This window comes from Vibrio sp. 10N.261.55.C5 (assembly GCF_041470505.1).
Classification (GTDB): domain Bacteria; phylum Pseudomonadota; class Gammaproteobacteria; order Enterobacterales; family Vibrionaceae; genus Vibrio; species Vibrio crassostreae_C.
This window is the reverse complement of record NZ_JBFRMS010000027.1, coordinates 30,695-52,378: the sequence shown is the minus strand read 5'-3', so window position 1 is coordinate 52,378 and position 21,684 is coordinate 30,695. Positions and strand designations below refer to the sequence as shown.

Annotated in this window: 12 protein-coding genes, 2 pseudogenes and 1 riboswitch; of the genes and pseudogenes, 5 read left to right on the top strand and 9 right to left on the bottom strand. The window is 46.5% G+C overall.

What is annotated here, in order from left to right; translation table 11 throughout:
* Positions 1-94 precede the first annotated feature (94 nt).
* The 9 genes and pseudogenes from AB4263_RS11500 to AB4263_RS11460 form a co-directional block, all read right to left on the bottom strand.
* On the bottom strand, positions 95-3,199 hold the full coding sequence (locus AB4263_RS11500; RefSeq protein WP_372098237.1) for an efflux RND transporter permease subunit: 3,105 nt from the start codon (positions 3,197-3,199) through the stop codon (positions 95-97).
* Positions 3,196-4,518: an efflux RND transporter periplasmic adaptor subunit gene (locus AB4263_RS11495; protein ID WP_032545691.1), complete on the bottom strand. Its 1,323-nt coding sequence runs from the start codon at positions 4,516-4,518 to the stop codon at positions 3,196-3,198. Before AB4263_RS11495 ends, AB4263_RS11500 begins: the two co-directional genes overlap by 4 nt.
* 124 nt (positions 4,519-4,642) lie before the next feature.
* Positions 4,643-4,993 carry an EF-hand domain-containing protein gene (locus AB4263_RS11490; RefSeq protein ID WP_017059884.1) on the bottom strand — a complete coding sequence of 117 codons (351 nt, stop codon included), beginning with the start codon at positions 4,991-4,993 and terminating at the stop codon, positions 4,643-4,645.
* Between the two features lie 523 nt (positions 4,994-5,516).
* Positions 5,517-6,548 carry a 2,3,4,5-tetrahydropyridine-2,6-dicarboxylate N-succinyltransferase gene (gene dapD, locus AB4263_RS11485; RefSeq protein WP_372098236.1) on the bottom strand — a complete coding sequence of 344 codons (1,032 nt, stop codon included), beginning with the start codon at positions 6,546-6,548 and terminating at the stop codon, positions 5,517-5,519.
* 258 nt (positions 6,549-6,806) lie between these two features.
* Positions 6,807-6,950, bottom strand: a pseudogene (locus AB4263_RS11480) (MarC family protein); the annotation flags it as partial.
* 197 nt (positions 6,951-7,147) lie between these two features.
* Positions 7,148-8,137, bottom strand: a complete 990-nt coding sequence (locus AB4263_RS11475) for a GGGtGRT protein (RefSeq protein WP_122081914.1) — start codon at positions 8,135-8,137, stop codon at positions 7,148-7,150.
* A gap of 23 nt (positions 8,138-8,160) precedes the next feature.
* On the bottom strand, positions 8,161-8,826 hold the full coding sequence (locus tag AB4263_RS11470; protein WP_372098235.1) for an iron-sulfur cluster assembly scaffold protein: 666 nt from the start codon (positions 8,824-8,826) through the stop codon (positions 8,161-8,163).
* Between the two features lie 221 nt (positions 8,827-9,047).
* Positions 9,048-9,132, bottom strand: a riboswitch (Fluoride riboswitch).
* Between the two features lie 155 nt (positions 9,133-9,287).
* Entirely contained in the window at positions 9,288-9,581 is a 294-nt protein-coding gene (locus tag AB4263_RS11465; RefSeq protein WP_008223840.1) for a YebG family protein, read from the bottom strand.
* A gap of 88 nt (positions 9,582-9,669) precedes the next feature.
* Positions 9,670-10,566 (bottom strand): LysR family transcriptional regulator, encoded by an 897-nt coding sequence (locus tag AB4263_RS11460; protein ID WP_017059889.1) that lies wholly within the window; start codon positions 10,564-10,566, stop codon positions 9,670-9,672.
* A 208-nt stretch (positions 10,567-10,774) separates the two neighbouring features.
* Here AB4263_RS11460 and AB4263_RS11455 point away from each other — a divergent pair, with 208 nt between their 5' ends.
* The 5 genes and pseudogenes from AB4263_RS11455 to recD all read left to right on the top strand — a co-directional run bounded on the left by AB4263_RS11455 (position 10,775) and on the right by recD (position 21,637).
* Entirely contained in the window at positions 10,775-11,725 is a 951-nt protein-coding gene (locus tag AB4263_RS11455) for a TDT family transporter (RefSeq protein ID WP_372098234.1), read from the top strand.
* Positions 11,726-11,852: 127 nt separating this feature from the next.
* Positions 11,853-15,329: an exodeoxyribonuclease V subunit gamma gene (gene recC, locus AB4263_RS11450; RefSeq protein ID WP_372098233.1), complete on the top strand. Its 3,477-nt coding sequence runs from the start codon at positions 11,853-11,855 to the stop codon at positions 15,327-15,329.
* Positions 15,330-15,511: pseudogene (locus tag AB4263_RS11445) on the top strand (hypothetical protein).
* Positions 15,512-15,752: 241 nt separating this feature from the next.
* Positions 15,753-19,427, top strand: a complete 3,675-nt coding sequence (gene recB, locus AB4263_RS11440; RefSeq protein ID WP_372098231.1) for an exodeoxyribonuclease V subunit beta — start codon at positions 15,753-15,755, stop codon at positions 19,425-19,427.
* Positions 19,427-21,637 carry an exodeoxyribonuclease V subunit alpha gene (recD, locus tag AB4263_RS11435; RefSeq protein WP_372098230.1) on the top strand — a complete coding sequence of 737 codons (2,211 nt, stop codon included), beginning with the start codon at positions 19,427-19,429 and terminating at the stop codon, positions 21,635-21,637. Before recB ends, recD begins: the two co-directional genes overlap by 1 nt.
* Positions 21,638-21,684: the final 47 nt, after the last annotated feature.

The window sequence follows — 21,684 nt, the reverse complement described above, 5'->3', positions numbered from 1 at the left end:
CAGTGATAGGGTTTAATCGCCAAATAAATTCTACGCAAACTACCATTTTCATGCCGGGCTAAATGACATGGTTCAGCATGCACTCCCAAGGGCCTCAAAGGGAAGATTGAGCACCTTCTGCCCATTTGGTCAGCTTTAAATCGTCCAAAATAAGCAGCACGCAAGGCACAACAATTGACGCTAGTAACGTAGCCGAGACTAAGCCAAACGCAATACTGGCAATTAACGGGATCAGAAATTGCGCTTGCGTACTGGTTTCGGTTAACAGTGGAAGCAATCCTGCAAATGTGGTTAACGAGGTGATAAATATCGCTCTAAATCGGTCACGTACCGCCTCTCGACAAGCGTCTATCAAGCGCTCGCCTTGGGAGATATTCTTCTTAATAAAATTGACCAACAGAATGTTATCGTTAACGACGATACCCGCTAAGGTAGCAAAGCCAACCAAGCTTGGAATAGTCAAATCGAACCCCATGCCCAAGTGCCCCCATACCACACCAATCCAGCCCATAGGGATTGCCAGCAGCACAGCAATCGGTTGAGTGTAGCTTTGTAACAGGAACACTAAAATAAGATAAATCCCCACCACGCCAAGAGCAAAGAAGGTCGCCAGCGAGGAGCCCGTATCTGAGCTTTCTTTATCCTGACCTTGCGAGGTGAAGGTGATGTCTGGGAATTTGTGTTGAGTTTGCGAGACAAATTCGCTATTGAACTGCAGCATGATTTCACGCGCATTGGCAACCCGCGTATCGATATTGCCTTGCACAACCACAGTGTTCATCCCACTAATGCGGTGAATTCGCGAGAAGGCTTGTTTTCTGTCAAACGTCGCAACACTTGATAATGGAACTAGGGTTCCATTGCCTGCCGTCACCATCAAGTTATTCAACTCATACAGGCTAGCTTGGTGCGTAAACTCATCCAGTCTCACACTAATATCCACCAGCTCGCCTTGTTGGAAAACCGTCAGATCAGTACTGCCTTTTACCGCGCTGCGCAGCGTTTGAGCAATGTTGGAAGCATTAACTCCCATCACGCCAGCTTCATCTTTAAGGTTAACGTGAAATTCGGTTCTGCCCTCACGCAGATCGGTGGAGAGGTTATAGACACCGTCAAATCCCTTCAACCATTTCACCAGCGAGCGGCTGACTTGATTGAGCTCTTGTAACGACTCACCCTGAACCCGAATATCAATGCCATTGCCAGCAATGCCCCGTTCTTTATCGGTAAACTTGAGTGAAACCACATCCGCCGTAGGGCCTACTTTTTGTTTCCAATCTTGGATCAGATCTTTAATGCTCTGCTGCCTAAATTGCGCTGGCAATAGATCGGCACTGACGGTTGCCATATGCGGCCCCGACTCATTAGCATCAGCATTTGAGTTGAACATGATCGTGGTGCTCGCGACCAAAGGTTTTGAGCTTGGGTATTTCTCTGCGTATTCTTGGTTGAGTTCATCAAGCGCGTTTGAAACCTTCTCCACCACCGCCTCTGTCTGGCTCAGTAAACTGCCTTGAGGGAGCAAGATACGCGCCTGCAGCACATCACTTTCCAAGGCAGGCATGGCTTTGAATTTCAGCCAACCTGACGAAATGGAAGCGGTTGAAATCATCACCACCATCACCAATATCCCTACTGAAAGATAAGGTGCATTCATCGCCTTGACACTCACTGGCACAAAGAATCTGTCTCTGATGTTTTCAAAACCGGCAATGAACTTGTCCCGTATAGGATTAGAGCGAGATTCAGTATGGCTATGTGCCAAATGAGACGGCAAGATCAAGAAAGCTTCTATCAGACTAACAAGCAAGGTAATCAATAACACGATGGGAATATAGCGTAGTACTTCGCCCATCTTGCCTGTGAGAAACATCAGCGGCCCTATCACCATGATGGTGGTAGCAAACGATGCAATCACACCTGGGAAGACTTGTTTGGTACCTTCAACTGCAGCGTCAAACGCGGGTAGCCCTTGTTGCCTCTTGGCAGCGATGTTTTCTGCAATGATCAACGAGTCGTCCATTAGCAGACCAATCGCGACAATCAGCCCGACCAGCGTCATCATATTCAGGGTATAACCGAGAAGTTGTATCGCAAAAATGGCGCCAAGGAATGAAACCGGCAGCCCCATGGTGACCCAAAAGCTAAAGCGAATATTAAAAAACGCCCACAACATCAAAAATGCCAGTGCTAATCCCTGTGCGCCATTGCTGGTGAGGATTCTCAGACGCTCAATAATATTGGTGCTGGAATCTTGGGTGATGGTTAAAGCGACGCCTTCAGGGGCTCTCGCCTGTTCTTTTTCAACGATGCTGACGATCGCATCTTTGACCGTTAAGGTATCTTGAAATTGCGTTTTGGACACCTGAAGCAAAGCGGCACGCTGACCATTGAACAGGATTTGATTTTCATCGCTAGTGAACTTCTGCTGAATAACGGCAACATCACCGAGGCGAACCTGAGTCCCCGTCTCACTGGATTTAATCACGATATTTTCGAAGTCTCTGACGTTGCTGCCTAAGTGGTCGAAGCGGACGCTGATCTCTTCCAAGTCATTACTAAATACGCCAGCAGGAGTGCTGATACTTTGCTGTTGTACTAGATTGGACAAGTCGGACACACTCAGGCCGTACTGCTGCAACTTCCACAGCGATACGCGAATTTCTATTTCTTGATCCGCAAAACCGCTCACGGTCACCTGAGCGATCAATGGGCTCTCTTTTAACTTGTGCTTAATTTGCTGGGCATAGAGATATAAGTCCCTATCTGACATATTGCCGGTAATCGCGACACTGGCCACCGTTGCCACTCGGTCCAGTTTCGACACCGTGATCTGCTCAACTCGATCCGGAAAATCACTGATGGCGTTAACCTGCTGTTGAATATCGCTGGTTAAAGTGTCAATGTCTTCATCATCGCCGATTTCCACATTGGCGATGACCAAACTCTCTCGGGCATCACAGCTTAACTCTTTAATTCCACTCAGCTTATCGAGAGAATCTTCCAACGGGTAACACACTTCTTCCATCATCTCAAAAGGTGACGCGCCCGGATAAACGATCCGAACCTCAATATTTTTGGTCGGCGTCAACGGAAAAGTGTCTTTCTGCAGTTTGGGCAAGGCAAAAGCCCCTAACAGCAGTACCGCCATCATCAGGACATTGGCGCCAGTGGTGTGCCGAGCAAAAAAAGCGATCATAATTTGCCCTCTTTCTGAATCGCGTTTAGGGCTTTAAATCCGCTCTGCGTATCCAACCAAAGGCCGATTTTCTCATCCGGTTGCGGTTGTAAAGCCATCCCCTCAACGGCGGGTGAAAGTTTACTTAGCACAACCACATCACCGAATTCCACGCCAGATTTGATCACCGCAACCTGCCCTTGGACGAAATCTATCCTGACAGGTTTGCTTTTCAGTTTACCTTCAGAGACAGTGTAAACTTTACCATCATGGATGGCGTTTATCGGTAGCAAGACTTGTTGCTCCATCATTGGTGCTTTAATCGTGACTTTAACGAAAGTCCCACGAATAAGTGGTGGCTTCTCCCCGGGAATGGCTTGCTGATAGGGCTGATTTACTTGTGCAACCAGGCTTTGGCTTTGAGTCTGAGCATCGATTTCACCGCCGGAGCGGCTGATCTCGGCAGGCCAAGTAATTACTTTATCGCCTGCTTGGAGCTCGACTGTCGCGCTCAAGTTGCTATGAACATCTTCGTCAAGCGAGTCAAAGCGATTGGAATTTCTTAGCGGACGCATTTTACCAAGCGGAAACTGCGCGCGAACCTCAACGGCATCGATGTCATCCGCTTTGAGCAGCAATTCCCCCTTGTTGACATACTCGGCGAGTCCAACCAAGGTTTCGACAATGCGAATATCAAATGGGGCTTTAATTACGGTTTGTTCGAGATCTCGGTTTGCAAGTGCTAGTTCCGTTTGCAAAACCTTTTGCTGCGCTTGATTAATTGCCAGTTGGTTTTTCTGTGTCTGGAGCTGTTGCTGGCTGCTGAGCAAGTCTTTGGTCGCGCGGTCTTTCTCTGTTTTGGAGATATGCCCGGTTTCACTCAATTTGATTGAGCGGGCATATTCTGACTGTTGTACCTCAAACTCTTTCTCTGCAATCTTGAGCGAATCGATAATGGTCTGATTCGTTAGCATTAGCACTTCAAGCTCAGCTTGCAAACGGGCAATAGTAAGTTGATAAGCGGTGGGGTCAATTCTAAGGAGTTCGCTGTCTTTGCGGATAATAGCGCCCGTTTTGTATTGCTCAGAAACCCACACAACCGCGCCGTCAAGTTCAGACTGTGCCTGCCAGTCTTGAACAGACTCGGTATGTCCATATCCGATGGCAGAAGGTTGGATATTTCGCGGCTCGACTTTCAACACCCGAACCACCTTTTTAGCAGCCGTATTACTCGCATTAGGCGGTTCAGCCTTCATCCCTGGTGCGATCACCAATAACGCGATGCCCAACAAAACAGGAGGAACAAACAGAGCCCTTTGTAACCAGCTATACCTAGTCATAGCGATTCCCTTACTATATATTAGCTTTTCCTTAAGCAAAAGGTAGCACACCAACATAAGCGGATTTGCTTCCTTGATCTCAAAATAAGTCAGGCCTCACAAATGGAGGCCTGATTGAATTGAGCTACTGATTGTTTTTGCCTTTGCCCATGGTATTTTTGGGGTTCACCATGCCTTGATGAGCATTAAACTCTTGTTGAGAGATAGCGCGATCCGCGTTGCTATCTAACGAAGCAAAACTGTGGCTTTGATTGATATTTTTCAACGTACGTCCCTCTTCTGCTCGCTGGGCAATACGTTCTGAGCGTGCTTGATTGAACTCGGCTTCGGTTATCTTGCCATCACCATCGAGATCAAACTGTGAAAATACTGGGCGTGACATATTGTTATTCATGCCTTTATTCATTCCACCAGCCATTGCTCCGAAGGCAATAACGATACCGAGTAACGCGATTATCGTGCTTTTGATTTTCATGACGTTTTCCTTCTCTTTGTTTCACTACTTAAGAATATACTAATGTAAGTAAGATAACGTCATGTGATGTAAAGGTATGTAAAGATGGCTAAGTAGATATCGATTTATGTTCTTATCGGTTTGTAAGCGCAGCGCAACAGAAATTATGAAACTTCTGCCGCTAGTACTCTGGTAAGAGTACAGGCATAGCTATGTCCAAATGGTTTTCAAATTATCCCAAACTTTCAGCCACCGAAACCGAAACCGAAAAGCCAATGATATAAAATCCCTAGCTTCGAAAAATATGGCGATTTTTAGACATTCAGAGTGTTTTCGAACTTTTGCCCAGCAGTTTGCCTTGCAAATATCCAACAGACAAGGGATTACTTTTAGTAGGGCAAATACATGTTAACATTCTGTTAACTCTGACTGGTAATGGGGCAATAATGATTCCCAGAACATACAAAAAAGCCGCTGGATTGAACCCCAGCGGCTTATTATTTTCTAGCATCTAGCATCTAGCATCTAGCATCTAGTGCTTAGATTAGTTGTTGCTGTGCAGCTCGCTGTTTAGCTCAACAGCAGACTTGTTCGCTAGGCACTCGATTTGGCCTGTGATTGAGTTGCGACGGAACAGAAGATCAGAAACGCCAGCTAGATCGCGAGCTTTAATGATCTCTACTTCGTTGCCTTCTTTATCTAACATGCGAACCTTAGTACCCGCAGTCACGTAAAGACCAGACTCAACCGTACAACGGTCGCCCATAGGGAAGCCAAGACCAGCGTTTGCGCCTAGTAGGCAGTTTTCGCCGATAGAGATAACCATCGTACCGCCACCAGACAGAGTACCCATGATAGAAGCGCCGCCGCCGATGTCTGAACCGTTACCTACAACAACACCCGCAGAGATACGACCTTCAACCATGCTCACGCCAGTTGTACCAGCATTGAAGTTGATGAAACCTTCGTGCATTACTGTTGTGCCTTCGCCTACGTGTGCGCCAAGACGAACACGAGAAGTGTCAGCAATACGAATACCTGTTGGTACTACGTAGTCCACCATTTTAGGGAACTTGTCTACGCAATCTACAGACAGAGCACGACCTGCAAGGCGAGCTTCGATTTGACGCTCAGCCAGCTCAGGTAGGTCGATAGGGCCTTCGTTTGTCCATGCGATGTTGTGCAGTAGACCGAAGATGCCGTCCAGTACCGTACCGTGTGGTTGTACTAGGCGGTTAGAGATAAGTTGTAGCTTTAGGAAGCCTTCAGCAACTGATGCTGGCTTCTCGTCAGTAGCAAGAATAACAAGAACAAGTGGCTGTTCAGACGCTGCCGCTTTTTCTGCGAAAGATGCGTTAGCTGCATCATCGTTTGCTGCGAATGCTTTCGCCAGTTCTGCGCTTTGTGCAGCAGAGATTTCGATAGCTTGGTTGCCTTCAGCGTAACCTGACACTTCAGCTACAGCTGCTACAAGAGCGTCGCTTGGGTTTAGAAGCGGGTTAGGGAAGAACGCTTCAATGATTTTATTGTCGCGATTTTTGGTTGCCGTACCGAAGGCTAGTGAAAAATAAGCCATGTTGAATCTCCATGTGTTGAGTCTTGATTTTGCTATTCCAAAACAACGGCTCGAATAACAAGCGCTGCCGTTAGCAAAGTTAATTTAATTGCGTTCATCATAAAGAGAGCGCCCTCGTTATGAAAGGGCGTATCGGGATAAAGTCTGTAAAATGATATTGCTTGTCTTTTGAGAGATAGTTTTCTGCAATGAGAAAACACTGCAGATCAACACAAATTGATTGGTGCGTTAATCAACATTCTCCTGTGAATCCCCTCTTTAGATAAACAGTGCCTTATAAGCTTGCTCAATCCCTTCAATCAACATCTGCATACCGATTACCGCGAGTATCAACCCCATCATTCGAGTAATCACGTTCAGTGCGCTTGGTCCAACGGCTTTAACGAAGCGCTCGCCAAATACGACAGCAGAATGTATTTAATCTTAGATACAAATAATTATTAGAAATAGATAGTAGAGCAAGTGTGAATAAAAAACAGCCAGCATAAGGCTGGCTGTTTGGTTTTAGTGATAGGTGTAGAGTTTTAGTCGTCCGTTATTGCTTGATTCTCAACTAACAGACTCTACATAACAGGCAGATTGTGGGACTCACTTTGTCGTTATGCGTGTTGAGATTCACTCACTGCCACAGCCAATGCAACCGTCGCTCCGACCATTGGGTTGTTGCCCATGCCGATGAAGCCCATCATCGCCACGTGAGCAGGAACTGAAGAGCTACCTGCGAACTGAGCATCAGCGTGCATTCTGCCCATGGTATCGGTCATGCCGTAAGACGCTGGGCCTGCTGCTACGTTATCTGGGTGCAATGTTCGACCTGTACCGCCACCTGAAGCAACTGAGAAGTATGGCAAACCTTGGCGAGTGCGTTCTGCTTTGTAGATACCAGCAACAGGGTGTTGGAAGCGTGTTGGGTTGGTTGAGTTACCCGTGATACTCACATCCACTTCTTCTCTGTGCATGATCGCTACACCTTCACGTACATCATCAGCGCCGTAACACAAGATCTCGCCACGAGGGCCTTGTGAGAAACGGCGACGTTCTGTTTCAACAAGTTCACCTGTTTGGTAATCGTATTGAGTGCGCACGTAAGTGAAGCCGTTGATGCGTGAGATAAGATAAGCGGCATCTTTACCTAGGCCATTTAAGATCACTTTCAATGGGTTTTGACGTGATTTGTTGACGTTTAGTGCGATTTTGATCGCACCTTCTGCTGCAGCAAAAGATTCGTGACCCGCAAGGAAGGCGAAGCAGTGACTTTCTTCATTGAGAAGACGAGCGGCTAGCGCGCCATGTCCAATACCAACTTGGCGTTGTTCAGCAACACTGCCAGGTTTGGTGAATGCTTGAAGACCTTCACCAATAATATTAGCGGCTTGTTCTGCGCTGGTGGCTTTACGAAATAGCGCCAGTGCTGAGCCTAGGATATAAGCATCGGCAGCGCTTTCAAAAGCGATAGGTTGGGTGTCCATCACTAATGCTTTTGGGTCGACATTATGTGATAAACAGTATTGGTTTGCTTGCTCCAACGAGTCGAAGTTCATTTCTGCCAATACGCGAGTTACTGATTCATTAAATTGAGTGTTCATCATATCTTTCCTCTAAATAGGCAAAATTACTGTTGGCGTGGGTTAATAGTGGTCACGGCTTCATCGAAGCGGCCATAGGTCCCTGTCGCAAGGTCGGCCGCTTCATTCGCTGGCACGCCTTGGTTAATCGCCTTCATCATTTTGCCGAGGTTGAGATATTCGTAGCCAATCACTTCGCTGTGATCATCAAGTGCAAGCTTGGTTACGTAACCTTCTGCAAGCTCTAGGTAACGAACGCCTTTTGCTGCGGTTGAGTAGCTGGTGCCAACTTGGCTGCGCTGTGTTTGACCTAAGTCTTCTAGTGCTGCGCCGATCTCTAGGCCACCTTCAGAGAAAGCCGACTGAGTTCGACCGTAAACAAACTGCAGGAAGATTTCGCGCATCGCGACGTTAATCGCGTCACATACCAAGTCAGTATTCAGCGCTTCTAGAATGGTTTTTCCGGTGAGGATTTCCGCAGCCATCGCGGCAGATTGAGTCATACCTGAACAACCAATCGTTTCGATTAATGCTTCTTCGATGATGCCGTTTTTTACGTTAAGAGTCAGTTTTGCAGCACCTTGTTGTGGTGCACAAGTGCCAACACCGTGGCTTAAGCCAGAAATAGCGATGACATCCTTTGGGCTAACCATTGCGCCTTCAACTGGAATTGGAGCTGAATTGTGAAGATCACCCCTTTGAATAGGGCACATTGATTGAATTTATGAAGAGTAGTGCATAATGTTTTCTCACTTATAGAGCCATTTAAGGCCTAGGGCGTTGAGAAAACAGGACGTGTTGGAAGAGGTGCGGCTAATTCACTACAGATCTTGAGTATCGATAATCCAAAGGTGTCATGGAACTTGGTCTTAATAGACTAAGTCCATTTCAAAATGGAGGAATAGCGATACGTCCAACAGTATTACCTGTTTTCGATTCTGTAGGAGTCATTAGCACTGTTCGGAAAGAACGGGCGGTTGAAGCAAAAGCTTAGGTGGAACCCCATCACCTGATGGCTATAGATTAGATCTTCCTCACACTTTCATGCAAGCGAATGTTTAGAGCGATTTCGACTATAAACAAGCTTCATTATATTTCGATAAGTATAAAAAAACGCCAATAACGAACTCTGATTAGAGGCGTCATTGACGTTTTTTAGAAAGGTATCAGCTAGTTAAGCTGCATCTTCTTCTGCGTCTTCAACAGCTTCAAGCTTCTTAGCTTTTTTCGGAGCTGGCTTACGCTTAGCACCTAATGCGTAAAGAACTTCTTCTTTGTTCTTCGCTAGGTACATTGCAAGTTCTTCTTGCTTGCCTTCATCTTCAACTAAATCGCTTTTGCCTAACAGTTCAAAAAGCTCATCAGCCATATCCAGCATTTTGTCGTATGCGTCAGCTTCGGCTTTAGAGGTAAAAGTCATTTTCTCTTCTCCGTTGCGTTCCACCACGTACTTGACGATAACAGCCATGGTTAATCCTCTAAGTTTGATAAATTTTACTGGCTTTTTATACAGTTTCTGATGTTAAAAGTCCAGTTGGAGCCCGTACTATGCGGCCTCAATCTTGATGTGCCGCCCAGTCTTCACAATAACTCATGAAAGATTTCAGCAGTGGGCTTTGATATTTGTCTTTATGGACCAGCATCCAGAATCGGCGTTTCATATCAAGTGGCACATTAAGCGCTTTTACTCGGCCTGAATCGATCGCTCGCTGAGCAGCTAAACGAGACAAACAGGCAAAGCCAAGACCGGCAGAAACAGAGTTGATGATTGCTTCTGTGGTGTTGAGTTCAAAAGATTCATACCAATGTTCGATGCGCGGTGCGACGGCACGAAGGAAAAACTCGCGAGTCCCTGAGCCTGATTCACGTAAAATCCAATGGCTGTCTTCTAAATCGCTTAAAATCACTTTTTCTTTGGCAACGAGAGGATGTTGATTACTAACAATAATGCACATTTCATCGCTGCTAAACTGACTCGAAATGAGTTCAGGGTGTAATGTTTTTCCTTCAATTAGCGCGATATCCAGTTCATAATCCACCAACTTTTGGCAGATCAGTGCACTGTTTGAAATGAACAAGCTTTGATCCTGATGTTGAGTTCGTTCGCGAAAGCCTGACAAAATAAACGGTGCGACCTGATTACCAATCGTGTCACTCGCGCCGACCTTTAGATTGCCACTTAAAGGCTGATCATCACGGAACAAAACATCAATACCAGCAGCACGATGTAATATTTCATCCGCCAATGGAAGTAACTTATGCCCCTCTTGGTTGAGAATTAATCGGTTGTTGACCCGGTCAAATAGAGAGTGGCCGAGTTGTTTCTCCATTTCGCCTAGTGCCATGCTGACCGCAGCTTTAGACAGAAACAGAGCCTCAGAGGCAGCAGTCAATGTCGAGTGCTGAGTAATAGTGACGAACACTTTGAGCTGTTTTATTGAAATATTAGCCATCAGATTCCTAGTTTTACTCTGCTGGTGAAAATGGATTCTGTTCAGTATTGATGAACACTTGTTATATATAATTGGATATTGTTTAACGAAGCGCAAGCGTATTATGGCTTCAACAAGCTGATGAGTTCACAAGTTTAGTGAATTAGGTTTAAGAGAGGCTGACATGATTCAACGTATTAAATATAGATTAACAGGAGCTCCAACACCCATGGCAGGGTTAGCACTCGCAATTGCAAGCTTAGGCTGGTGTTGGGATGGTGTTCTGGTCGCACAAGGTATCTTACACACACCGGGTTTGGTGCAGTGGTTCAGTGCTGGCATTGCGGCGGTATTACTTCTTGTTTTAGCTGTGAAATTTTTGATTCATGGTCACCTATTGCGTGAAGATCTTGCTCACCCTGTTGTCGGCAGTGTGGTACCAACATTTGCAATGGGGTGCATGGTGGTGTCAGCGTCTTTGGCGCCAATCTCTCAATTCTTACAAGAAGCTATGTGGTTGGCTTCTGTGGCTTTGCATGTTGTGTTTCTAACGAGCTTTTTGTACCACAGAGCTAAAAACTTTGAGATTCACCACATGGTGCCAAGCTGGTTTGTGCCACCGATCGGTATTATCGTCGCTGACGTCTCTTTCTCAGGTAATCCAGTTTTAGAGCCAGTAGCTAACGCGACTTTGGTATTCGGCTTATTGGTTTACGCAGTAATGCTACCAATCATGGTTTACCGTTTGATCTTCTCTCACGAAGTGCCAGATGCTGCAAAACCAACGATTGCGATTATGGCAGCACCGGCAAGCCTATCTTTGGCGGGTTACTTAACCGTTACTGCTAACCCTTCACCTGTGATCATTGGTTTACTATTTGGTATTGCAGTGTTGATGACGTTCATTATCTATATGGCGTTTTTCAAACTACTTCGTCTTCCATTTAGCCCTGGTTATGCAGCGTTTACCTTCCCAATCGTGATTGGTGCAACAGCCTTGTTCAAACTGGCTGCGTGGATGCAAGCACAAGGTATTGAAGCGCATTACATCAATCAAGTGTTTGGCCTAGCGTATCTAGAATTGATTGTGGCAACGTTTGTAGTGGGTTATGTGGCGGTTCGTTATTACATGAATTACAAACCTCACCGTGTTCTAAGCGCGGTAGGCAGTAGATTGTAAGAAGCAATAGTTCAAAAGATAAACGGAGCTTAAGTTTTCAGTATTTCATAAGCTTATATTCCTAATCCAAACTCAGCACTTATGCTAATCTGGCTTTATATTGTGGCAAGATTAGCGTGAGTGCACTTTGTTTACTGTTTACCATTCCAATAAAGTTGATACTTTAAAAATCCTCCTCGTTCACTTAATTAAAAGTGACCCTTTAGCCAATCCTTTCGAAAAAGAGCAGATCTTGGTTCAGAGCCCAGGCATGTCTCAATGGCTTAAGATGGAACTCGCCAAAGAGTTTGGTGTAGCAGCAAATATCGATTTTCCTCTTCCAGCAACTTTCATTTGGGATATGTTCACCCAAGTGCTTCCTGACGTACCGAAACGCAGTGCTTTTAATAAAGAAGCGATGACGTGGAAGTTGATGAGTTTGCTACCCGCTAAGCTTGACCACCCTGATTTCTTACCGCTGCAACGCTATCTTGAAAACGACGAAGATGATTCGAAGCTGTATCAATTGGCAGAGAAAATTGCCGATATCTTCGATGGATACTTAGTGTATCGACCGGAGTGGATGGCGATGTGGGAAGCGGGAGAGCCCGTTGCTGAATTGGTCGATGATGAAGGGCAGCAAGAGCACCCTTGGCAGCCGATTTTGTGGAAGGCACTCTACGAGCAAACGCTCTCTCAAGGCCAATCGAAATATCACCGTGGTAACTTGTATCACGACTTCATTGAAGCGTTAGCTAATCAACAAGGCCAGTTACAACACCTGCCGAAACGTCTGTTTGTGTTTGGTATTTCGTCACTGCCTCCTCGTTATATGGACGCATTGAAAGCGCTTGGCGAGCAGATTGATGTCCACCTGATGTTTACCAACCCTTGCCAACATTACTGGGGCGATATTCGTGACCGTAAATACTTGGCGAGAGTGGAAGCGCAGCGTCGTAAGCAGTTTGCTTTGGTTGATGGTTTACCTCAGCTAGAAGGCGAAGTCTCACCATTAAAAGATGGCATTGAAGCCAATATTGAAGACGAACTGCATACCAGCCAAGCGGTCGGTAATAGCTTGTTGGCGTCTATGGGTAAATTGGGCAGAGATAACCTGTTTTTGCTATCTCAATCAGACAGTGAAGAGCACGAGTTCTTTATTGATGTAGAGAGAGACAGCCTGCTCCATCAATTGCAAGCCGATATTCTTGAGTTAGAAGAGCACCAAGACGATCACATCTTAGACTCCAGCAACCACAAACAAGTGGTTGAGCTGGGCGATCGTTCGTTGACGGTACACGCTTGTCACAGCCCAATGCGCGAGGTGGAGGTTCTCCATGACCAGTTGTTAGCGATGTTTGATGCTGATCCAAGCTTAAAACCACGCGATATCATTGTGATGGTGGCAGACATCAATGCTTACAGCCCTGCTATTCAGGCGGTATTTGGTAATGCTCCGGGTGAGCGTTATATCCCTTACTCGATCTCGGATAGAACGGCAGACCAAGAGAGCCCAATTCTGACCGCGTTCATGCAGTTGGTCGCGTTACCTAACACGCGTTGTCTAGCTTCTGAACTTCTAGAGCTATTAGAAATCCCAGCGATGATGGCACGCTTCGGTATTGATGAATTTCAATTTGAACAAGCTAAGCAGTGGGTTGAAGAAGCGGGTATCCGCTGGGGCGTCGATTCTTCTACGGCAACAGAGTTTGATTTGCCTGCCACCGAGCAAAATACTTGGCTATTTGGTATCCAGCGTATGTTACTGGGTTATGCGATGTCGGATTCTGCGGGTCTGTTTGAAACCGAACACTCTCCAATTGCAGCTTATAACGAAGTTCAGGGCATTAACGCTGAACTTGCAGGTAAGTTAGCGCACTTTATTGACCGTATTGCCCATTACCGTCAACGCCTTACTGAGACGCAATCCATCGATATGTGGCGTGAAACCTTGCTGCAAATGATTGACGATTTCTTTGCCGTTGAGCTAGAAGGCGAGGTGGTGCTTAAGTCGATTCGTGATGCACTTTCTCAACTGAATGAACAGCTTGATGATGCCTTGTACGAACAAGAGCTATCGCCAAGCATCATTTATCAGTACTTAAACAATAAACTGTCGGGCGCGCGTATCAGTCAGCGTTTCTTAGCGGGGCAAGTGAACTTTTGTACCCTGATGCCGATGCGTTCTATCCCGTTCAAAACTGTTTGTCTATTAGGCATGAATGACGGTGTTTACCCACGCTCAATGCCGCCGGAAGGTTTTGATTTGATGAACGGACGCACTCGTCCGGGAGATCGTTCTCGTCGTGATGATGACCGTTACCTATTCTTAGAAGCGATGTTGTCGGCGCAAGAGTGTTTATACATCAGTTATGTTGGGCGTTCGATTCAAGATAATACCGAGCGAGTGCCGTCGGTGTTGGTATCTGAATTGATTGAGTATTGTCAGCAAAACTACTGCCTAAGTGAAGACCAAGCACTACCAAGTGATGATTCAGGCATCAAGTTGACTCAAGCGATCAGCTTTGAGCACACCATGACACCATTTAGCCCTGCAGCCTTTACCCAAGGTGATGCAAGCCATGTGCTGAGTTACGCCAAAGAATGGCTTCCTGCGGCTAACCGTTCTGGTGAATGCAGTGGCGAATTCAATCGTGCGTTGGATGACTATTTGCTTGGTGCGACTTATCCGTTAGAACTCGATCTGGTTGAACTGCAGCGTTTCTGGCGCTTGCCGGTACAATACTTCTTTAATCGTCGCCTAAAAGTAGTGTTTGAGCCACCGCTTCCGGTAATGGAAGACGATGAGCCGTTCGTGCTTAATGGCTTAGAAAGCTTCCAGCTTAAGGATGCTCTGCTGCAAGTGTTGCTAGACCATCCAGAAGGGGCTGATGAAGCGGTTCGATTGTTTGTCTCTGAGCAAAAAGCACAGGGCCGATTACCGGTCGGCGCTTTTGGTGATATCGAATTTGAAACCAACCGTGTTCAAGCGGAAGACTTAGCCAAAGAGATTCGATTTGTGAGCGGCTCGCCGCAGCAAGATCTCGAGATGAATATCGAATTTGATGTGTTGGGCGAAGGTAAGCCTGTTCGTTTGATAGGGTGGTTAACTCAAAACTATCAATCAGGTCTAGTGCGTTTCCGTAGCGGTAAAATACGCTCTCAAGATTATTTGGCTGCGTGGATTGATCATCTATGTTGCGCAGTCATGGGACACGGAAAAACGACTCATATTATTGGCTATGACAGAAAAGAGGGCGTTGTTCACCAAACGCTACAACCTATCGGCGATGCACAGCAGGCGAAGAGCTTGTTGGCTGAGTTAGTACGATTGTTTTATCAAGGTATGACAGCACCGCTACCCTACTTCCCGAAAACCGCATTGGCTGGCGTTGAGGCTGGCTTTAGCCGTGGTAAGTGGATCGATGACGAAGAAAAGTCGCTCAAGAAAATGGCCGATACCTTTAATGATAGCTTCGCCTTTACGGGCGAGGGTAGAGATACCTACATCTCACGTATTTGGTCTAAATGGGACGATGAGTTGGCTGCTGAGTCACGGATGTATTCAACGCTTGTGTTACAGGCGGCAAGGTTGGCAGCTGCCGATCTGGAAGATCAGGAGTAATTGGTTGTGATCGACAAGATCGATAACGAGTGTGCTGAATTAATGAAAAACGAAAGAGAGTTGCTGGTCAGCATTTGGGATGCTTACTTTCCAGGTGAAGGGAATCAAGGTGAAGGGAATCAAGGCAAAGGGAAGCAGGTACAGGAAATAAAGTGGCCGCCAGTAAATCATTATTAGTGTAGGGCGTTCGCTGTACGGCCACAGGTCAGAGGGACCATTATTCTGTGGTTCAAAGTAACGCCGTAAAGTACAAAACTCATAGGCGCTCCTGAACTCGTGGGCGCATAGTAGCGAGGCGATCTGAATTGATCCGTGAGAGAGATCGCACTAACTATTAACAAATCAGCGTAGGACGTAAATTGAATGACGTTTTCCACGCTAGGTCACATTTGTAACAACACATTTATCAGAAGGCAGTAAGGTATGACGACCACAAGCAGTGTTCAGGTAATCGCTCCAAAAACACTCGATACCATGACGTTTCCACTTCATGGCGCGCGTTTAATTGAAGCATCGGCGGGTACGGGTAAAACATTTACTATTGCTGGCTTGTATTTGCGCTTACTGCTGGGGCACGGCACTGCTGCGCCGCAAGGTGATCTGACGGAAGCTACACGACACCATGAGCCACTAACTGTAGACCAAATTCTAGTGGTGACCTTTACCGAAGCGGCTACCGCTGAGCTGCGAGATCGTATCCGTGCTCGAATCCATGATGCGCGGATTGCGTTTGCACGTGGGCAAAGTGACGACCCAGTGATTGCTCCTTTGTTACAAGCCATCGATGATCATGCTGGCGCAGCTAAAACTCTGCTTAACGCTGAAAGACAAATGGATGAAGCAGCGGTCTACACCATTCACGGTTTCTGTCAGCGAATGTTGACTCAAAATGCTTTTGAGTCTGGAAGCCGCTTTGATAACGAATTTGTGACCGATGAAAGCCACCTAAAAGCACAAGTAGTTGCTGACTATTGGCGTAAACAGTTTTACCCGCTGCCCATTCAACTGGCTGGTGAGGTTCGTAATATCTGGGGTTCACCGGCTGCATTATTAGCAGACGTAAATCGTTATCTGACAGGATCTCCGCTGAAATTGACGGTAGATGCGATGTCGGGCGACTTGCAAACTCTGCACAACCAAAACCTAGATAAAGTGAAGCAACTTAAAGCGCTGTGGTGTGAATCCGAAGCGGACTTTTTGGCTTTGATCTCTGCTTCGGATGTGAACAAGCGTAGCTACACTAAGAAATCTCTGCCGACATGGTTAGAAGCTGTGACAGCATGGGCGCAGAGCGACACTCATGATTATCAATATCCAGATAAGTTAGAGAAGTTCTCGCAAGCTACTCTCATTGAAAAAACACCGAAAGGCACTGCACCTCAGCATGCAGTTTTCGGAGCGATTGAGGATTTCTTAAATCACCCAGCTGATTTGAAAGCTCCGTTATTGGCGCATGCGATTACTCATTGTCGAACTATGCTCGCCAAGGCGAAACAGCAAAAGCAGTGGTTGTCGTTTGATGACCTACTGACCCAGTTATCTGCGTCGATCGATGTCGATGAGCAGTCACTGCTGGTGGAAAGGATTCGCACGCTCTACCCGGTGGCGATGATCGATGAATTTCAGGATACCGACCCACTGCAATACAGTATTTTTAGCCGAATCTATCTTGATAATCCGCAGTGCGGCTTGTTTATGATCGGTGACCCAAAGCAGGCGATTTATGGCTTCCGTGGCGCAGATATCTTTACCTATATCAAGGCGAGAAACCAAGTTAGTGCTCACTACACCTTAGGCACTAACTGGCGCTCAAGTGCCGATATGGTCAGTGCAGTAAACCAAGTGTTTATGAATTCGGACAGCCCGTTTATCTACGATCAAGACATTCCATTTTTGCCCGTTGCTGCCAGTCCATCAGCCGACAAACGCCAATGGGTGATGAACGGAGAAACTCAGCACGCACTTACCTTTTGGCTGCAAGAGGCTGAAGATAAGCCATTGCCGAAAGGTGAATATCACAAGGCAATGGCAGAAGCGACAGCGAGTCAAATTCAAACTATTCTGACCGCTTCTCAAAATCAACAAGCCTATTTTGATAACGGCAAAAAACAACATGCCGTGAATGCGGGTGATATTGCTGTTTTGGTTCGAACCGGTAGTGAAGGCCGTCTGATTAAGAACGCGTTGTCGGAACAAGGCATTGCGAGCGTGTATTTATCCAACCGAGACAGTGTGTTCACCAGCTTGGTCGCACAAGATATTCAACGTTTGTTGCAGGCGGTGCTGACACCTGAAAATGACCGAGCATTACGCGCCAGTTTAGCGTCGGAGTTGTTTGCTCTGGATGCCGCATCATTGGATGAACTCAACAACGATGAAGTGGTGTGGGAAAACGTCGTTAACGAGTTTAGAGAATATCGTAAGTTGTGGCTTCAGCGCGGCGTGTTGCCAATGCTTCGCAGCGTGATCAGTAAACGACATCTCGCGGAACGCTTACTGGAAGAAGAAAATGGTGAGCGCTCACTCACTGATTTAATGCACATTGGCGAATTGTTGCAACAAGCAAGACAAGAACTCGATAGTGATTACGGTTTGTTGCGTTGGTTAGCAGAAGCGATTTCCGATGCTCAAAATGGTTTAGGCGGCAGTGAGGATGACATTCAGCGTCTTGAATCAGAGAGAAACTTGGTTCAAATCGTTACCATTCATAAGTCGAAAGGTTTGGAATATGACTTAGTATTCCTGCCATTTGTTACGAGTTACCGAGAAGCGAGCGAAGGCAAATTCTACGATCATGATTCAGATACCACAGTACTGGATATTACAGGTAGTGATAGTGCCTTAGCCCAAGCCGATAAAGAGCGACTCGCGGAAGACTTGCGTTTGATTTATGTAGCGCTGACTCGTGCGGTTTATGGCTGTTTCATTGGCATGGCACCGCTACGTAAAGGGCGTTCAACCAAAGAGCCTACCGGCGTGCATTTGAGTGCGATGGGCTATTTGGTTCAAAACGGTCAAGAGCAGGGTATTGCCGAATTGCATCAGGCTCTTGCAGCCATTGAGGGCAAGAATTCCAGTGTGCTGCTAGCCGAAATTCCAACCGCTCACGAGCAAGTGTTTGTACAAACCGAGCAAGTGAGCGAAGACTTACATGCGAGCGAACTCAAGGCTTCAATCGACCGAGCTTGGCGTATCACCAGTTACTCGGGGCTTGTAAAGCAAGGCAGTCACGGCGCGAGCCATGACGCGACCATTGAGGTGTCTGGTTTTGATATTGACTCGGCTGATGAGCAGGATGAGTCTGAGTTGATTGAGCCTGAACGCTCTATCTTTACGTTCCCTCGTGGTGCTCGCCCAGGTACTTTCTTACACACCTTGTTTGAGGAGGTTGAATTTACCGAGCCAGCAACCAGTGAACATAACACGCAAGTAATCACTCACTTATTAGAATCAGAGCAATATGAATTAGAGTGGCTACCTGTGCTTCAGCAACTGGTCGATACAGTGCTGAACACCGCATTAGACGGCAAGAACTTAAAGCTAAGCGAGAAAGACTCGACGCAACGTTTAGTTGAGATGGAATTCTTACTGCCGATCGAAGTATTGGCTGCATCTGAACTGAATCAAACCATTCAATATCACGATCCATTGTCAGCCAAAGCGGGCGATCTAGGTTTCCAAACCGTGCAAGGTATGTTGAAAGGCTTCATCGATTTGGTGTTTGAGCACCAAGGTAAATACTATGTACTCGACTGGAAATCGAATCACTTAGGAGATGATGTTGCTGTCTACCATGGCGAGGCATTGAAATCGGCGATGGCCGACCATCGCTATGATTTGCAATATCAAATCTATGCATTGGCGTTGCACCGTTTCTTACGCAGCCGCGTTGCCAATTACAGCTACGAACAACATTTTGGTGGCGTGTACTACTTGTTCTTACGAGGAATGGACGGCCAATCTCAGCAAGGTATTTTCTCGGCCAAACCAACACTGGCTTTACTTGATGAAATGGATCAATTGATTGACGGTAAAGTGATAGACAGACGTTCGGCACAATTGAATGACGATGAAACTGGACAGATGGGGCTTTTATAATGACAACAACGACCACTAATACCGGCATAGATACTGCGAACACAGCAAAGCCAGTTTCACTTATTCCTGAGCAACTGATGGATGTACTCCAGTTTCTTGCGGATAAGGGTTCTATTCGTCAGTTGGATTATCAATTTGCCCGTTTTCTTGCTCAGCAAGCCACGAGCTACCCTCAAGAGATCGGCTTTCTCGCGGGGGTAGTGAGCCATGAATTAGGCAAAGGACACATTTGTACTCAGCTTATACAGCAGCATACGACAGGCCCTGAACTAGCGGCAGATCTTGCTCAGTTACTTGGGTTATACGGTGAAACTGCACTGCAATTGAACCAAAAACTGTTGGGTATTGATTGGGTGGCTGTGCTTCAATCATCAAACTTAGTGGGAACGACCAACGATTGTGTTAAGCCTCTAATGTTCGATGGGCAGCGTGTCTATTTACAGCGTTATTGGAACTACGAAGTTGTGTTGGCTGAGACCTTAAACCGTTTAAGTAAGCCGGTAGAGTTCAATACTGAGCAGAAAAAAGCGCTGACTGAAACGCTCAATCTGCTTTTTGCACGTAGCTATCATTTTCTGTTTAACGCCTTATCCAAGGCTGAAGCAAGCCAACAAACGTCTCAGGTATTACGCCAACAATTGGTGTGTGACCATCTTGATATTGTGAATGAGCAGGCTTTAGATTGGGGATCAATCGACCAAGCGATTGTACAAGCTAAGCAGGTAACGGACTTAGATGTGTTGGACGACTTGGTGCCGTTATCGGCATGTTTGAACTGGCAAAAAGTGGCAGCCTCGGTGGCGCTGAGTCGTCGCTTTGCGGTGATTTCCGGTGGGCCGGGTACCGGTAAAACGACCACAGTAACCAAATTACTGTCGGCGATGATCGAGCAATCGCTCAGCCAAGGTAAAACGCCAACGATTAAGCTGGTGGCACCGACAGGTAAAGCGGCGGCGCGTTTAACCGAGTCGATTGGTAAAGCGATTGAGCAGCTGCCATTAGCGCCTGAAGTGAAGGCCAACATACCAACTGAATCGAGCACGTTACATCGATTACTCGGCGCGATTCCTAACCGTGCTGAGTTTAGACATAACCGACGCAATCCACTCCACCTTGATATCTTGGTAGTAGATGAAGCTTCAATGGTTGATCTGTCGATGATGTATAAGCTGGTGGATGCACTTCCTGAGCACGCAAGGCTCATCTTATTGGGTGATAAAGACCAACTCGCTTCAGTAGAGGCAGGTGCTGTGCTCGGTGATATCTGTTCATTCAACTCTGCAGGGTACAGCACAGCGCAAGGCAATTTGATTGCAGAGATGACAGGTTTTGATGCGATAGCTAAACCAAGACAAGACAAAGCTGGAGCGGTGAATCCGCCTGCGATTGCGGATAGCTTGTGTATGCTGCAGAAGAGTTATCGTTTCGATGCGCGCTCCGGTATCGGTCAGCTGGCAAAAGCAATCAATAATGGTTCTGCGAATCAAGTAGACCAAGTGTTTGCCAAAGGTTTTGGCGATATCGAAAACCACCCTCTGTCGAGTGACAGCTATAACCTGATGCTGCGTACTTTGGTTAACGAGTATGGTGCGTACCTCAATAGAATGAATGTGCCGTTGGAAGAGTTAGAAACTCAAGAAGCGAGAGCGAAATCGGTACTCGATTTGTTCAGCCAATGCCGACTGTTGTGTTCCATTCGTGAAGGGGATTTTGGTGTTAAAGGCCTCAACCACAGAATTGAAAGAGCACTGGCCGCAAGGCGTTTGGTGAGCCCTCATAATGATGAGCTGTGGTATCACGGACGTCCTGTTATGGTGACGCGAAATGATCATGGCTTGGGTTTGTACAATGGTGATATTGGTATCTGTATGCTTGAGGCGGGTTCTAGTCAACCTGACTTAACCCCTCGTTTGAAGGTCTATTTTGAGTTGCCCGATGGCAGCGTAAAAGCTGTGCTACCAAGCCGAGTGCCCGATCATGAAACGGCTTATGCAATGACAATACACAAATCTCAGGGTAGTGAATTTGATCTGACCTTAATGATCTTGCCGCCAGATTTCAGCCCTATTTTAACGCGGGAGCTTATCTATACAGGTATTACACGTGCGAAGAAACGACTGATGATGTTCAGCGATACAAATGTGTTGAAGCGTGGGATTAAGGTGAAAACAGAGCGAGTGAGTGGTTTAGGCAGTCGCTTAACGAATTAGTCGTTATGGACGGCTAGAGAAGGTTTTGAACTTAGGGCTAGACAAAC